This window comes from Saccharopolyspora sp. NPDC045839 (assembly GCF_056431645.1).
On the sequence record NZ_JBWKKH010000025.1, the window covers coordinates 43,198 to 57,780 of the forward strand.

Here is a 14,583-nt window from a genome sequence, read left to right on the forward strand (position 1 = left end):
CTCGCGGCTGGCTTCAGTTCTCAGCAGCGATTTCACCTGACTTCGTTTGTGCAGCGGGCCAGAGCGATCCCTGATTGGCCGGGCCCTCGTCCGAAGACTCCGGAGAGATCGCGAGCGTTGTGCTCACCGATGCGGTTCTGCGTACCGCTCGCTCGCGCGAGCAGTACGCGTCCGCGGGTTGATGCGCGGGGTGCGGTGAGGCTGGCCACGAGAGTTCAGCGGTCCGGGCCAGCCCCACGCGATGTCGTCGACCGCGAGAAACGGCTCGTTGACCACGGCCGTGGGGGTCAACGAGGTGAACGCCACGACGTCCCGATGCAGGTGGGACTGGTCGACGTAGCCGCCATCGGCCGCGACTCCGGCCGCGTCCTGGCCCGCGACCAGGCTGTGGACAGCGTGGTCGAAGCGGACCAGCTTCGCGGCACGCTTGGGCGGCAGACCGATCTGCGCGCAGAACCGGGACCACAGGCGTTTTCGACTCCAGCCGAGTTCGGCCGCGAGGTGCTCGATCCGCCCCATGCCACGGTCGGCGACGATCCGGCGCCAGGCCCAGGCCACCTCCGGGTCGACCCGCGAGGCCGCCGCGCACCGGCGAGCGAGCCACGCGTCGGTCCACGCGAAGCGTTCGTCCCAGGAGGAAAGGTCGCCCAGCCGCTCACTGAGCCGTGCCGCCTCCCGTCCCCACAGGTCATCAAGGGTCACCGCGGCATCCAGGTCGGCCGTGGCGGCACCCAGGACCGCGTGTGCGACCACCGGTGACAGGCGCACCTGCAGGCAATCGAAGGTCTCCACCCGCAGCACGCGGAGGACATCGCCGAACCCGAGCCCGGTGACGAAGCTGCCCTGCCGCTGCCGCCCGGCGGCGTCTTCCACGGCAATCGTGCCGCCGAACACCAGAATCAGGGTCACGGCCGGGTGCGGGATCAGCCGGAGGCCGGGAGGGGTGATGCCACGGTCGCTGAACCCGGCCATGGTGACACCGGGCACGCGGCTGGGCCGTTCCGGGCATGCGATGTCCCACAACACCCCGTCGTCCCGCCCGGACCCGCCAGACCACACTCCGCCATGCTACGCAGCGTCGGCTGAGGAAGAACATTTGTCCAAGCCGCCGGCACGCGCCGGCGGCGACAGTGCACTCATGACTGTTTCCAACGGCAAATCGCACGCCGAGGCCACGCAGGAGTCGACCCTGCGGCTGGACGACGGCGAGATCCACGTGTGCCAGGACGGCCCCCGCGACGCCCCCGCACTCCTGCTCATCCACGGGACCGCCGTATCGGCTCGCTCGTGGGAGCCGATGGTCCCGCTGCTGACCGGATCCCATCGCGTCATCCGGATCGACCTGCTCGGCTGCGGCCGGTCGGCCAAACCGAACGGCGCGAGCTACGCGGTCCCGGACCAGGCTCGCCGGGCCGCCGCGGCACTGGACCGGCTCGGCGTCGAGCACGCCGTCGTCGTCGGCCATTCCAGCGGTGGGACGGTCGCCACCGCCCTCATCGAGCAAAGACCCGACCTCGTGACCGCGGTCGTGCTCATCAACACCGGACCCGACATGGCCGCCTGCATCGCGAAGGAAGCCAACCTCCGGGCGGCATCGTCGGCGGATCTGACCGACGAACAGATCCGTCAGGCCATCAGCGACGGATTCCGCCCGGGCTACGAGATCCCCCAAGCGTTCGTGGACCAGTTCCGCGACATCGACTTCCACGTGTTCGCCGCGACATCGCAGGCGGTCCGCGCATACCTGGACGAGCGGTCGATCCCGGAACGGCTGGCGCCCCTCGGCAAGCCGCTGCTGGTGATCTTCGGCGAGGAGGACCGCAGATGGCGCCCCTCGTCCGCCGCCGACTACCGCGTCGTTCCCGGCGCGACAGTCGCGATGCTGCCCGGTGTCGGGCACTCGCCCACCCTCGAGGACCCGCCGCGGACCGCCGTGCCCCTCCTGGCCTTCACCGCGAACCACACCCCGCAGGCCGGCTGACACCGGAGAAACCGGATCACCGGCACCGCCGCAGCACGCGGATCGTCACCGCTGCCGCGCGCCTCCTGCAGCGCCAGGGCTACGTGGCACGGGTATCAAGCAGATCGCCAGGGAGGCGCAGGCCACCCTCGGCTCGGTCTACCACTTCTTCCCAGATGGCAAGGGGGCCGTCGCCGCCGCCGCTATCGAGCACAGCGGTCAGGAGTTCGAGGCCCGGATGAGCTGTGCGTGCTGAAGAAGCGCCAAGATTTTGAGACGCAACCTGATGGGACAACGTCAAACCGGCTGGTCGCTCAATCGTGGTTGGTCGTCCTTGCGTCACGGTCGCTGTGCGGCGGCGCACGTCTCGATCCACGTCGCGAGGTCGGGCACGTCATCGATCGTGAGCAAGGAGTACGGCGGGCAGCCCGGCAGGGGTGTTACTCCGGTGAACGCGTGGTCCTGCGCGAAGAGCAGGAGCTGACCGTTCTGACGGTGGGCCAGCGTCAGTTTTCCGTTGGCTTCGGTCGCGACGATGTAGTACTCGTCGGGCTGAATGGGGATGTCCAGCCCCTCGTCGTCCCAAAGCCAGATGCAGGCGGCGAGTACTTCGGAAAGCCGTATGCCCGTAGCGGAAACGGTGAGCACCTCATCCTGGTTGAGCCACCAGGCACCGGGCTCGCCGAACCACTCGGTGATCCCGCCGCATGCGGTCCAGAAAGCCTGGTGAGCCGGGTGGACCTCCTCGCCTCCCTCTTGTCGAGGAGGGCGGCAGAGCCATCCGCGCCGATCGTCGCGTGATCCCCACGCCAGTAGCTCGTACGTCTCTCCGTCCACGGAGACCGGCGTGACAGTCGCCGATTCGAGCAAGGCTGAGAGCACGGGCAGCCCTGGGATCGGCCCGCGTCGCCACGGTTGGGCTTCGCCTACGACCGCGGTCTCGTCGCCTTGGACGAACCAGGGGACTTGATCGAGGAACTGCTCCCAGTCGGACACGGGCCGACCCTAGCGGCGGTCCCGTGCTGTCCGTTCTCGGTGGATCTTGCGAAGTCTCGCTGTGGCGCGGGCCGGCCCGGGCTCACGCCGAGGCCGAGTCCGCGTGGTGTGGCTGGCGTTGGGTGAGCACCAGGGGGCCGTCTTCGGTGATCGCGACCGTGTGCTCGGAGTGGGCGGTGCGCGAGCCGTCGGCCGAGCGGATGGTCCAGCCATCGGGGTCGAAGACGATCCGGTCGGTGGTGCGGGCGAACCAGGGTTCGAGTGCCAGGGTCAGCCCCGGCCGGAGCTTCAGGCCGCGGCCTGCCTTGCCCTTGTTGGGAACGTGGAGATCCTCGTGCATGGTGCGGCCAATGCCGTGACCACCGAACTCGGTGTTGACCGGGTAACCGTAGTCGCGGGCCACCGCCCAGATCGCCGCCGAGATGTCACCCAGGCGGTTGCCCGGACGTGCCACCCCGATCGCCGCCTCCAGCGCTTCCTCGGTGGCGCGGATGATCCGCAGGTCCTCCTCGGCAGCGGTGCCAACGACGATCGTTCGCGCCGAGTCGGCCGCCCAGCCGTCGATGCTGACTGCGAGGTCCGCGCTGAGCACGTCCCCGTCGCGCAGTGCGTAGTCGTGGGGCAAGCCGTGCAGGACGGCGTCGTTGACGGACAGGCAGATGACGTTGCGGAACGGGCCCTTGCCGAAGGACGGAGCGTAGTCCCAGTAGCACGACTCCGCCCCGCGCCGTTTGATCATGCCGCGCACGTGGTGCTCCAGGTCCAAGAGGTTGACGCCCACGTCAGCGAGCCGGCCGACCTCGGAGAGCACCTCGGCGACAAAGCGCCCGGCCACATGCATGCGCTGGATCTCCGCGGGCGACTTCAACTCGATCATGGGTACCTCACGCGTCGTACATCGGTATAATAATACCAACGTAGCACTGGCGGTATTAAAATACCAACCGTACGCTGGTGCCGTGGTCCGCAATCCGCTCACGCCCGAACAGATCGAGGCCGGCAGGCGCCTCGGGAGGCTGCTGCGTGAAGCGCGAGCGGGCCGCGATCTCGGTGACGTGGCGCAGGCGGCCGGCATGTCGCCGGAGACGTTGCGCAAGATCGAAACCGGTCGGCTCCCGACCCCCGCGTTCGGCACGATCGTCTGCCTGAGCGAGGTGCTCGACCTGCCGGTGCAAGACCTGGCTGCCGCATGGCGCAATGGCCCGCGACTCGAGGCGGCGTCGTGACGACTGCCTCCGCCCGCCAACGTCTGCCGCGCCATGCTCGCCGCGCCTGACATGCCGATCTCGTCCGACCGGCGCCGTGCCCCACGCGGAACGCCGGTTTCGCGCGAAAGCGCCGCCCCGCACTCCGGGCGGCCACGTCCCATATGGCCGACAGCTGGAGACTTCCGGTGTCCGTCAGAGCGGTGGTGAGTTCCGCGCGTGGTGGCGCACGCGTGCCGCTTCGCGGGTGAGGTGGTCGCGCTCCGCCAGGCTGGTGGCGGCGCGGGCGGCTTCGGCGTACAGGTCGGCGGCGGGGCCGAGATCTCCGGCGCGTTCGCGGAGGTATGCCGCCACCGCGGTGTAGCGGGGCAGGGTGGGGTCGATTTCGGCGAGCTCCGCGAGGCCGGCCTGCGGTCCGTCGGCTTCGCCGACCGCCACGGCGCGGTTGAGCCGCACGATCGGACTGCCGGTGAGGAGCAGCAGTTCGTCGTACCACTCCACGATCTGCACCCAGTCCGTCTCGGACGCGGTGGGGGAGTCGGCGTGCAGGGCGGCGATCGCGGCCTGGGCCTGGTACTCGCCGAGCCGGTCGCGGGCCAGCGCGGTCTGCAGGATCGCCACCCCTTCCGCGATCAGCTCGGTGTCCCAGCACGAGCGGTCCTGCTCCGCCAGCGGCACCAGGCGACCGCCGGGCCCGGTGCGGGAAGCCCGGCGCGCGTGGTGCAGCAGCATGAGCGCGAGCAACCCGGCCGCTTCGGGCTCGTCGGAGAGGGCGGCGAGTTGGCGGGCGAGCCGGATCGCCTCGGCCGCCAGGTCGACATCCCCGCCGTACCCCTCGTTGAACACCAGGTAGAGCACTCGCAACACGGTCGCGAGGTCGCCGGGCTCGTCGAGCCGCGCCTCGGCGATGCGCCGTTTGGCCCGGCTGATCCGCTGGGCCATCGTCGCTTCCGGGACCAGGTACGCCGCCGCGATCTGCCTGGTCGTCAGGCCGCCGACCGCGCGCAGGGTCAGCGCGACCGCCGAACTCGGCGGCAAGGTGGGATGCGCGCACAGGAAGTACATGCGCAGCGTGTCGTCCGAGGCAGGCACCGGGCCGCCGGGCGGTTCGGCCTCCACTGCGAGCTCTCGTTCGCGCCGGGCCTTCTCCGCTCGGGTGGCGTCGAGGAATTTGCGCCACGCGACCGAGATCAGCCACGCTTTCAGATCGCGTGGCTGCTCCCCCGGGCCGGCTTCGAGCGCCCGGATCAGGGCCTCCTGCACGGCGTCCTCGGCCGCGGCGAAGTCGGCTCCGCGACGGACGAGGACGCCGATCACCGCGGGCACGAGCTCCCGCAGCTGCGGCTCGTTCATTCGGCCACCGCGGGCGGCTCGGTGAGGAACGGCCGCACTTCGAGCCATTCGTGAATCGGTTCGCCGCCGGGCCCGGGCGCCGCGGACAGCTCGCCGGCCAGTTCGACCGCGCGATCCCAGGACTCCACGTCGATGATCATCCAGCCCGCGACGAGATCCTTGGTCTCGGCGAACGGGCCGTCGGTCACCGGCGGACGTCCCGCGCCGTCGTGCCGCACGAAGGCGCCCTCGGGGGCCAGTGCCTGGGAGTCCACGAACTCGCCGGTCTCCTCCAGGCGGGCGGCGAAGTCGTTCATGTACTGGATGTGCGCGTCGACTTCCTGCGGGGTCCACCGATCCATCGGCGGGTAGTCCACAGCCGGTGCCGGTCCGCCCCGGTAGTGCTTGAGCAGCAGGTACTTCATGGTCAGCTCCCTCTCGGTGGTACGGCCCGTTGGGGCCGATCGTGCCCCAGGGACGGAGCCGGCGTGCCGTTCTCGACAGCCGCACCGGAAATCCGCGCATCTTTTTCGATGCGATGCGGACCGCTGTTCGCCGGAGGGAACCTCAGCGCGCCTAGCCGGCCGGGTCTTGGCGCGCCTGCTCCGCCGCGTGGGAGGCGAGGCCGTCGGCCATCTGCTGCATGACCCGCCGCATGACGCGCTTCATCATCCAGCCCATTCCCCATCGGGTGGAGTAGGTGCCGTGCCAGTGGATGGCCGTGCCCCCGCCGGGTGCGGGCGTGAGGTCGATGACCGCCCGGTAGTCGTGGATGGCCGAGTTGAAGGCGTCCTCGTACGTCAGCTGCTTCTCCTCGTCGAGCCCGGTCAGCCGTTCCCCGGTGACCGTCCGCCCGGTGCGGAACGCGCGGACCGCGCCGACGGGATCGCGGCCGTCGGGGTCGAGGCCGCTGGAACGCTCGGTGACCAGGCTGTCGACGGTCGACCAGGTGGGCCAGGTGCGTGCGTCGACGAGCAGGCGCCAGACGACGGCCGGAGGCGCTGTCGAGGTCGCGGTCGCGTCGTAGCGGAGCATGGTCGGAATCCTTTCGTTCGCCGCCGCACCCACCGTTCTCATCGCGGGACCGTGTCCGGGGTGAGTGCGCGGCAACGCCGAAGCTGCTTGGCACGGCCGAAACTAGGTGACGCGGACGGCCGGGTACATGCGCTGGATTGCCGACCTTCGATCAGATCTTGCGGTACGCCGACGGCCGGACGCCGACGTGGCTCAGGAAGGCCGTCGACAGCGCTCCAGGACTGGCGAAACCGCAACGCTCGGCGACCTGCGCGACGGTGTGGGCGTCGTCGGAAAGCAGCCGCTTCGCCCGCTCGATCCGCAGCCGGGTGAGGAACCGGTGGGGCGTTTCGCCGGTCGCCGCCCGGAAGACGCGGATGAAGTGGTACACGCTGAGGTGCGCTTCGGCGGCGATGTCGGCCAGCGTCAGCGGCTCGGCCAGCCGGTCCCGCATGACGGCGATGCCCGCGCGGACGGCGGCGTGTTCGGGCCCCGGCAGGCGTTCGTGCCGGCCCCGGGTCAGCAGGTGCGTCGCGAGGAACGCCCCGGCGGATTCCGCGTAGAGATCGTTCGAGCCACCAGCGGCGGGCAGTGCGCGGATGATCTGCTCGACGACCGGATCGCCCGTGCCCACCGCGGCCGACAGCGCTTCGAAGTCCGGTCCCGAACCGCCCAATTGCGCTGCGGCCCGCTCGACGGTCGCCGATGGAATGTGCACCTGGATGGTGCGCATCGCGGACGTCGTCCGGTAGTCGCGCACGCTCGTCCGGCCGGGAACCATGAGCTCCAGATCGCCGGGAAACCAGCGGCGGCGGACCGGTTTTCCGTCGGCGCGCGTTCGCGTGGCCACGTCCCCGGCCACGAAGAGCACGAGATGCAGGTCGGACACCCCGGGCATCGGGACGTGGTGGGCCTCGGGCGCGTGGTCGAAGCACTGCACGAGCAGCGACCGCCAGCCCGCGTCGCCCCAGCTGCAGTAGGTGCGCCGCACCAGCTCCGACGTGTCGAACTCCGCGTACGGCGCCAGATCGAAGTCAGGCGAGTCGAACACCGCACCAGGCTAGTCGATCGACGTGTCGCGCCCGTGCCACGCGATGTCGTCCACCGCCAGCCAGGTCTCGCCGGCCACGGTCGTCGGGGTCACCCCGGTGAACGCCAGGACGTCCCGGTGCAGGTGGGACTGGTCGACGTAGCCGGACTCCGCCGCGATCAGGGCCGCGTTCCCGCCCGCCGCCAGGCGGTGCGCGGCGTGGTCGAAGCGGACCAGCTTCGCGGCGCGCTTGGGCGGCAGGCCGATCTGCGCCCGGAACCGGGACCACAGGCGCTTGCGGCTCCACCCGATCTCGGCCGCCAGTCCGTCGACCCGGACCCGGCCGCGGCTGACGGCGATCTGCTGCCAGGCCCAGGCCACCTGGGGATCCACGGGCCGCCCTGCCTCGCGGCGACGGGCGAGCAGGGCGTCCGCCAGGGCGAAGCGGTCCTGCCACGACCGGGTTTCGCCGAGCTGCTCCCGGATCCGCGCCGCGTCGCGGCCCCACAGGTCGTCGAGGGTCACCACCAGGTGGTCCAGCTCCGCCGGGGAGATGCCCAGCACCTCGTGCGCGACCACCGGGGACAGGCGCACCTGCACGCACTCGACCTTCTCGCCCCGCACGCGAACAGCGCCGTGCATGAACCCGGTGACGAGATTTCCCCGCCGCTGCCGACCGGTTTCGGCATCAACGACGAGCGGGCCGTCACCGAATTCCAGCGCCAGCGTGACGGCCGGGTGCGGGACCACTCGCACGTCGACCGGGCCCGTGCCGCGGTCGCGGAACCCGGCCATGCTGACGCCGGCCATCCGGCTGGGCCTCGGCGGCCTCGCGACGCACCACCTGGCCACCGCCTCGCGCTCGTTCCCGACGGATCGCATCAACCCATGCTATGGAGGCTGTTTTGGATGTCGTGGTGTTGAGGTGTGGTAGCGGGGGTTTTGTCTTTGAAGCGGCGGAGCCGCTTAGCCCATCTACTCAGCTTGCACCGCTGCGGGTTCTCAGGTGTTTTCTCGCGAGGACAGCCCCGACGTGGTGAATTGGCATTCATGAGTCGGGGATCCAACAGCGAGAAGACGCCCGAGGTTCCGCTACCCGCACCGCCACGCAGAGCAAGTTCGGAAACAGCCTCTATGGGCGGATCGACGGGAACATTCGTCCAAGACATCGGCCTGCGCCAAGGGAAACAGTGGGCTCCATGAGCATCGTCCAGAACGCCTTCCAAACGCTCGCCGGCAACGACCCCGACGAGATCTCCGCAGTTCTCACCGAGGACGCCGAATGGCTGTCGCCACCCGGGAACGCCACGGCCGTCGCGCTCGGGGCGCCCGACCACATGGTGGGCAGGGAGGCGATCGTGCGTTTCTTCGCCGAGGACTTCCCCCGCTTGTACGCGCGTGACGTCGACGTCGTCTTCCACGGGCTGCACACCGACGGTGCGCGGGTGGTCGTGGAGGCGACCATGACGGCGACCCTCGCCAACGGCAACCACTACAGCAACGACCACTGCTTCGTCCTCGAACTCCGGGACGGGCTGATCCACCGTGTCCGCGAGTACGCGGACACGGCGCGCGGGCATCGCATGATCTTCGGCGAGGCACGGCAGTAGTCAGCGGCGCCGCAGGGACGGGTCGAGCAGCGCGGGTGGGGTGGATCGACCTCTTCGTCGATTTCCTGGTCACCAAGCACGGTCTCGCTGCCGTGCTGCAGTCCGACAACGCCGGTTTCGAAGCGCTGCACGCCTACTTCGTCGACCACCTCGTGCCCGTGTGCGCCCAACTACGGCCGGTTCCGGCGGGATCCGGTCCGATGTGGACGCTTACGAGCTGATGCGCGGCGTCGGGAACCTCTGCATCGGCGCGGACAGCGATCCCCGCTACGACGCGCGTCGACTGGTCGAGCTCCTCATCGCGGGGTTGCGCCGGCCAGCGCTCGGTTTTCGGGCGCGGGCGGCGAAAAGCGGGGTGCGGGCGGCCGCACCCCGCTGCGCGTCACCGCCGCTTCGGGAGCAACTCGAACAGGCTGGAGAAGCCCTGATCGCCGTGGCCTTCGGCGATCCGGCGGTCCATCAGCTCCTTGACCTCCCGCATCCGCACGGCCTCCACGCCGATGGATTCCCGGTGGTCGATCATGTCGTCCATCAGCGCGGCCTGGACGTTGAGCGGGCCGAGATCCGGCGCGTACTCGCCGCTGCCGACCGCCTTGCCCATCGCGGTCAGCAGCGGCGGGTAGGCGGCCACCGAGCCGGCGACGCGCTCGGTGAACTCCACCACGTCGACCCCTTCGGCCTGGACCAGCTTGAGCGTGTGCAGGAAGCCGATGAGCATCTCGTAGCCCACCGCGACCTGGGCCATGAACTCCACGGCCGCCAGGCCGGCGTCCTCGCCGTGGTACGCGATGCTGCCCAGCTCCTGCAGCACCGGCTCGTGGGCCTGGAAGGCGCTGCGGGAGCCGCTGAACGGGAACATGATGTTCGGCGTGCCGACGTACGGCGGATCTCCCATGATCTTGCCGTCGATGTACTCGGCGCCGCGCTCGGTCGCCCAGCGCTCGTTCTCCCGCGCCTGGGCGGGAGAGCCGCTCGTGACGTTCACCAGCACCTTGCCCGCGACCGCGGTTTCGACGGCGCCCAGCACCTCGTCGACCGCCGTGCTGTCGAGCAGGCAGATCACGACCAACGGGCTCGCCGCCACCGCCTCCGCGGCCGTCGCGGCCGCCGTGGCACCGGCGGCGACGAGCGGCTCGCTCTTGCTCGCGGTCCGGTTCCAGACCGTCGTGCGGTAGCCGCGGTCGACGAACGTCCTGGCGATCGCCGATCCCATGTCACCGAGGCCGAGCACGGTGACCTGGCGGGAGTCGTCGGTTGTCGTTGTCGTCATGGGGTTCCTTCCCAACCAGTCGCTCCCGGTCTATCGCCGAGGCGAACACCGAGAGCTTGTTACTTCAAGTTAAGTCGAGGTCAATGCCCTTCGGGCAAATCCGGTCGGGAATCCGTGACGATCGTTCTGACCTGGCTCGATAGGGCCGCCATCTGGTCCTTCGGGCCGCCGGGGCGAGTGTCTGGAGTAGTTGACAACGTCAGGGTGACGGTGTCACTGTGATCTCGTGCAAGATGGATGCGACCCGATGTCGGACCTGTGCGAACCGGTGCCGGGCAGGCGGGTGCGGGCCAATCCGGGCGAGGGCGGGCGGCTGCGCGAGGAGATCCTCCTCGTGGCCGAGCGGATGCTCGTCGAGGCGGGCACCGAGGAGGCGCTCACGCTGCGGGCCGTGGCCGAGCGCGCGGGCGTCACCACGCCGTCGGTGTACCGGCATTTCGCGAGCAAGGACCGGCTGGTCGAGGCGGTGTGCCTGCGGGCGTGGGACGGGCTGGGCAGCCGGATCCGCGAAGCCTGCGCGCGGCTGACGGATCCGTTCATCGCGCTGGGCCAATGCGGACGCGCCTACGTCCGGTTCGCCCTCGATCATCCGGTGCAGTACCGCGTTCTGATGCTGCACCGGCCCGGTGGCCCGGAGCTCTCGCCCGCGGCGGAGGAGTGCTTCGCGCACATGGTGGATGCGGTCACCGCGTGCGTGGACGGCGGAGTGCTGCGCGGGGATCCCCGCACGCTGGCGCTGAGCCTGTGGTCCGCGATGCACGGGTGCGTGTCGCTGCTGATCAACCAGCCTTCGCTGCCGTGGCCCGAGGATCTCGACGAGTTCGTCAACGACGTGGTGCGGATCGCCGGTTTCGGTGCGGCCGTGAGCACCCGGCTGGCGCGGACCGCGGTGCCGCGCAGCGCGGACGTGGCCGCCGGCGCGGACGCGATGGTCATGCGGATGAAGAGGGCATGAGCAGCCCTGTGCCAACCCGAGTCCTCCTCAACCGCGCCTCAGGGGAACGTGACGCGAACCGGCCACGAGAAACTGCGAAACGCGGGATTGAGCCGGACGCGACCACAACTGTGAAACGGTGAGAGGCGGAACTGGCATGAGCACGAGCCTCGCTGGGCGGATCGCGCTGGTGACGGGAGGATCCCGGGGGATCGGCGCCGAGACGGCCCGGTTGCTGGGGGCCGCGGGCGCCCGGGTTTTCGTGAACTACCGGGAGAAGGTCAAGCGCGCTCAACGGGTCGTCGACGAGATCGCCCGCGCGGGCGGTGCTGCCTCGGCCGTGCGCGCGGACCTCACCGACCGGGCCGATGTCGCGGCCATGACCGGCGAGATCCGCGACCTGTGCGGCCGCCTGGACCTGCTGGTCCTCAACGCCTCCGGCGGGATGGAGCGCGACGTCCCGCCCGACTACGCGCTCCGGTTGAACCGCGACGCCCAAGTGTCCCTTGTGGACGCTGCGCTGCCGTTGCTGCCGCCGTCGGCGCGGATCGTCTTCGTCACCAGCCACCAGGCGCACTTCCACGGCAGGCGGCCCACCTACGACGAGTACGAACCGGTGGCCGCGAGCAAACGGGCCGGTGAGGACGCGCTGCGCGACCGGATCCCCGACCTGGCGGGGCGCGGGATCGGCCTGGTGGTCGTGTCGGGCGACATGATCGAGGGCACGATCACCCCGACGCTCCTGGAGCGCGCCCGCCCCGGCATCATCGACGCCCGCCGCGCGGAGGCCGGTTCCCTGCCGACGGTCTCCGAGTTCGCCGCCGGAATCGTGTCCGCGGCAACCGCCCCGCTGGAGACCGGGCACACCGCCTACGTCGGCGGCGAGGACTACCTGGTCGACCGGGGCTGAATCTCGGGAGCTCGTGGTTCACGCGCGGTCGCGCAGGGTCGCGACGCCGTCGCCGTCGAGCTCGTCGAAGTAGGCCGTGCGGCCGGTCATCGCCATGGTCAGCGCCAGGGTGGTGCCGGACACCAGCGGCCCGGCGCCGGTGGCGAAGGGGCCGTCGGTCGCGGCGAGCCGGAGCCCGGCGATCCGCTTCTTGGTGGGAACGACGAGGTCGGAGCCCCGGTAGTACTCGGCCAGCCGCGTGATGGCGTCGATCGGGTAGTCGCGGTGGATGCCCAGCGGTCGCCGGATGTCCTCGGCGTGCACGATCGCTTCGCCGAGCATCGCCACGACCGGCAGCGGCGGCTTGGTGGTGCTGGTGGTGACCCGGCGGAACCTCGTGAGCGTTTCCGCCGGGGTGGCGCCCAGCTGCTCCGCCAGTCGCATGGCCACCTGCCTGTCGAAGTCGAACCGGCAGCGGATCACGCCCGCGAACCACCGGACGGGGGTGAGGCTCGCCCCCGCTGTGAGGTGCGCAAGCACCTCGCGCACCGTGAGCTCCGTGCACAGCGACGGCGTCGTCCACTGCTCGTCGGTCAGGTCGGCGAGGTCGGCGGCCAGGGCCGCCCGCTCGGCGTGCACCAGCGGCCAGATTCCTGGCGCGCTTTCTGCTCTGGTCACGGCTGAATCTCCTGTGCTTCAGGTCGGTCGCGAGTAGGACCGCAGAGGTCGCGCCGAATCGTCGCTCCGGCGCGAACTCCTTCAGGGCATCCGCGACCAGAAGTCGAGGGCGTGCCCGGCCGCGTAGTCCGTGCCGCCGATCCGTTCCGGCGCCAGCGACTGGACGTGGCCGGTGGCGGCGTCGGGCCAGGCCGGCAGGTCGGCGCAGGCAGGGTCGCCGTTGGCCGCGAAGGCGGTCCAGTAGTGGTTCATCCGGCCGGCGAGCTCGCGCTGCGCCGCGGTCAGCGGCGGCGCGCCGGGGATGTCGAACTGGTACGCCAGCTCGCTGGAGTGCTGCGCGCCGGTCAGGGCTCCAGCGAGCGGCACGAGCGGCGGCGCGTCCCGGTCGGCGAACTCGTAGAACCAGGTGTCGGTGTGCGCGGCGAGGGCACGGCCCAGTTCCCAGGCCGGTCGCGCCCACGCCCGGTCGGTGCAGATCTGCGCCCAGGCGAGGCTCGGCGTGGGGAAGCGGTCGAGCGCGTAGCGCGCGGCGACATCGCCCGCCGCGTCGCCGAAGGCCTCCGCGAGCAGGCGCGGGTAGCTCTCGGTGGTGACCGGGTTTCCGGCGAGTCCGACGAAGAACCGGGCCTCGTCGAGCGTGGTGCCCAGCATCACCGGCATCCGGTGGAAACGCCCGGCGAGCAGTGCTTCCGCAGGTGATTCGGGCAGCGTGGTGCCGCCGAAGGCGGGCCGGATGAAGTTGCCGGACACCTGCAGCAACTCCTCCGCCGGAACCCGCCGGAGCTGCGCGAGCGCCGATTCGGCATCGCTGCCGGGCGTGATCCAGCCGTGCTCGGCGGCGGTGGTGGCGCCGAGCCGGTCCAACTCGGCCACCGGTGTCCACATTGGAGGAAGCGCCGGCACGCCGGGCATGAAGGTGTGCGCCGGTGCCGGGCCCAGCACGCCGAACGCGCTCTGCAGGATCGCGCGGTGGAACAGCCCGGCCGAGGCGGGTGACGTCAGGTGCGCCGCGACCGCGAGGGCCCCGTTGGACTCCCCGATCAGCGTCACGTTCGCCGGGTCGCCGCCGAATCGTGCGATCTCCCGCCGCACCCAGCGGAGTGCGGCCTGCTGGTCCTGCAGGCCGAAGGTGCCGCCGTCGGCGAGGCCCGGATGCCCGAAGCAGCCGAACACGCCGAGCCGGAAGTTCGGCGCCACGACGACGACGTCGCCGGAGATGGCGAGTCGCCGCGGGTCGTAGCTGGCGGCGGTGCCGTTCGTCCCGCCGCCGCCGTGCAGCCACACCAGCACCGGGCGCCCGGTGCCCGCGGTTGAGGGCGCGGTGACCTCGAGCGTCAGGCAGTCCTCGTCGACGGAGGTCACGTCCGCGAAGGACTGCGCCAGCTGCGGCGCGGGATTCCCGGGGACGGTCGCGTCGCGGATTCCGGACCACGGCTCGACCGGCGCGGGCGGCCGCCACCGCCGCTCACCGGTCGGTGGGGCGGCGTACGGGATGCCTCGGAACGAGAGGTGTTCGTCGAGCCTGCGGCCGCGGATGGCGCCGCTGCTCAGCTGCACGGTCACGTGTTCGGTCATCGGGAGCGCCCCTCCACGAGCAATAACAATACGAGCATATTGCTACGATAGCCGGACGGTCATGTTGTCGTCGCGAGGTTTTGCCCGCGG

General features: G+C 70.7%; 16 protein-coding genes and 1 pseudogene. 6 read left to right on the forward strand and 11 right to left on the reverse strand.

From position 1 onward, the window contains the following. Nucleotides 1–123 precede the first annotated feature (123 nt). Entirely contained in the window at nucleotides 124–1,059 is a 936-nt protein-coding gene (locus AC07EQ_RS29235) for an AraC family transcriptional regulator (RefSeq protein WP_478391082.1), read from the reverse strand. Nucleotides 1,060–1,138: 79 nt separating this feature from the next. Here AC07EQ_RS29235 and AC07EQ_RS29240 point away from each other — a divergent pair, with 79 nt between their 5' ends. Further along, on the forward strand, nucleotides 1,139–1,981 hold the full coding sequence (locus AC07EQ_RS29240) for an alpha/beta fold hydrolase (protein ID WP_478391083.1): 843 nt from the start codon (nucleotides 1,139–1,141) through the stop codon (nucleotides 1,979–1,981). Between the two features lie 318 nt (nucleotides 1,982–2,299). Here the strand turns inward: AC07EQ_RS29240 and AC07EQ_RS29245 are convergent, their stop codons facing one another. Next, on the reverse strand, nucleotides 2,300–2,956 hold the full coding sequence (locus AC07EQ_RS29245) for a hypothetical protein (RefSeq protein ID WP_478391084.1): 657 nt from the start codon (nucleotides 2,954–2,956) through the stop codon (nucleotides 2,300–2,302). An 82-nt stretch (nucleotides 2,957–3,038) separates the two neighbouring features. After that, complete coding sequence (map, locus tag AC07EQ_RS29250; RefSeq protein WP_478391085.1) at nucleotides 3,039–3,833, reverse strand: type I methionyl aminopeptidase; 795 nt, start codon at nucleotides 3,831–3,833, stop codon at nucleotides 3,039–3,041. Between the two features lie 82 nt (nucleotides 3,834–3,915). Between map and AC07EQ_RS29255 the strand changes: the two genes are divergently transcribed. Next, complete coding sequence (locus tag AC07EQ_RS29255; protein ID WP_478391086.1) at nucleotides 3,916–4,182, forward strand: helix-turn-helix transcriptional regulator; 267 nt, start codon at nucleotides 3,916–3,918, stop codon at nucleotides 4,180–4,182. Nucleotides 4,183–4,356: 174 nt separating this feature from the next. On the opposite strand, the gene AC07EQ_RS29260 is transcribed toward AC07EQ_RS29255, so the two are convergent. From AC07EQ_RS29260 to AC07EQ_RS29280, 5 genes are all read right to left on the reverse strand, one after another. Continuing rightward, a complete protein-coding gene (locus AC07EQ_RS29260) occupies nucleotides 4,357–5,514 on the reverse strand; it encodes an RNA polymerase sigma factor (protein WP_478391087.1) in 1,158 nt (385 codons plus the stop codon). Then, nucleotides 5,511–5,918, reverse strand: a complete 408-nt coding sequence (locus AC07EQ_RS29265; RefSeq protein ID WP_478391088.1) for a YciI family protein — start codon at nucleotides 5,916–5,918, stop codon at nucleotides 5,511–5,513. The genes AC07EQ_RS29260 and AC07EQ_RS29265 overlap by 4 nt, the downstream gene beginning before the upstream one ends. A gap of 151 nt (nucleotides 5,919–6,069) precedes the next feature. Next, nucleotides 6,070–6,570 carry an SRPBCC family protein gene (locus AC07EQ_RS29270; RefSeq protein ID WP_478391089.1) on the reverse strand — a complete coding sequence of 167 codons (501 nt, stop codon included), beginning with the start codon at nucleotides 6,568–6,570 and terminating at the stop codon, nucleotides 6,070–6,072. 109 nt (nucleotides 6,571–6,679) lie between these two features. After that, nucleotides 6,680–7,558, reverse strand: a complete 879-nt coding sequence (locus AC07EQ_RS29275; RefSeq protein ID WP_478391090.1) for a helix-turn-helix domain-containing protein — start codon at nucleotides 7,556–7,558, stop codon at nucleotides 6,680–6,682. 9 nt (nucleotides 7,559–7,567) lie between these two features. Further along, a complete protein-coding gene (locus AC07EQ_RS29280; RefSeq protein WP_478391091.1) occupies nucleotides 7,568–8,419 on the reverse strand; it encodes a helix-turn-helix domain-containing protein in 852 nt (283 codons plus the stop codon). Nucleotides 8,420–8,736: 317 nt separating this feature from the next. Here AC07EQ_RS29280 and AC07EQ_RS29285 point away from each other — a divergent pair, with 317 nt between their 5' ends. Together AC07EQ_RS29285 and AC07EQ_RS29290 are read left to right on the forward strand one after the other, a co-directional pair. Next, nucleotides 8,737–9,147: a nuclear transport factor 2 family protein gene (locus AC07EQ_RS29285; protein WP_478391092.1), complete on the forward strand. Its 411-nt coding sequence runs from the start codon at nucleotides 8,737–8,739 to the stop codon at nucleotides 9,145–9,147. Nucleotides 9,148–9,173: 26 nt separating this feature from the next. Continuing rightward, a pseudogene (locus AC07EQ_RS29290) lies at nucleotides 9,174–9,460 on the forward strand (SbtR family transcriptional regulator); the annotation flags it as partial. Between the two features lie 69 nt (nucleotides 9,461–9,529). Here the strand turns inward: AC07EQ_RS29290 and AC07EQ_RS29295 are convergent. Further along, nucleotides 9,530–10,417, reverse strand: coding sequence for an NAD(P)-dependent oxidoreductase (locus AC07EQ_RS29295; protein WP_478391093.1), 888 nt, complete (start codon nucleotides 10,415–10,417; stop codon nucleotides 9,530–9,532). Between the two features lie 247 nt (nucleotides 10,418–10,664). Here AC07EQ_RS29295 and AC07EQ_RS29300 point away from each other — a divergent pair, with 247 nt between their 5' ends. Continuing rightward, nucleotides 10,665–11,372 carry a TetR/AcrR family transcriptional regulator gene (locus AC07EQ_RS29300; protein ID WP_478391094.1) on the forward strand — a complete coding sequence of 236 codons (708 nt, stop codon included), beginning with the start codon at nucleotides 10,665–10,667 and terminating at the stop codon, nucleotides 11,370–11,372. A 136-nt stretch (nucleotides 11,373–11,508) separates the two neighbouring features. After that, nucleotides 11,509–12,261 carry an SDR family oxidoreductase gene (locus AC07EQ_RS29305; RefSeq protein WP_478391095.1) on the forward strand — a complete coding sequence of 251 codons (753 nt, stop codon included), beginning with the start codon at nucleotides 11,509–11,511 and terminating at the stop codon, nucleotides 12,259–12,261. Between the two features lie 18 nt (nucleotides 12,262–12,279). On the opposite strand, the gene AC07EQ_RS29310 is transcribed toward AC07EQ_RS29305, so the two are convergent. After that, on the reverse strand, nucleotides 12,280–12,918 hold the full coding sequence (locus AC07EQ_RS29310) for a maleylpyruvate isomerase family mycothiol-dependent enzyme (protein WP_478391096.1): 639 nt from the start codon (nucleotides 12,916–12,918) through the stop codon (nucleotides 12,280–12,282). An 81-nt stretch (nucleotides 12,919–12,999) separates the two neighbouring features. Continuing rightward, nucleotides 13,000–14,493, reverse strand: a complete 1,494-nt coding sequence (locus AC07EQ_RS29315; protein ID WP_478391097.1) for a carboxylesterase/lipase family protein — start codon at nucleotides 14,491–14,493, stop codon at nucleotides 13,000–13,002. Between the last annotated feature and the right edge of the window lie 90 nt (nucleotides 14,494–14,583).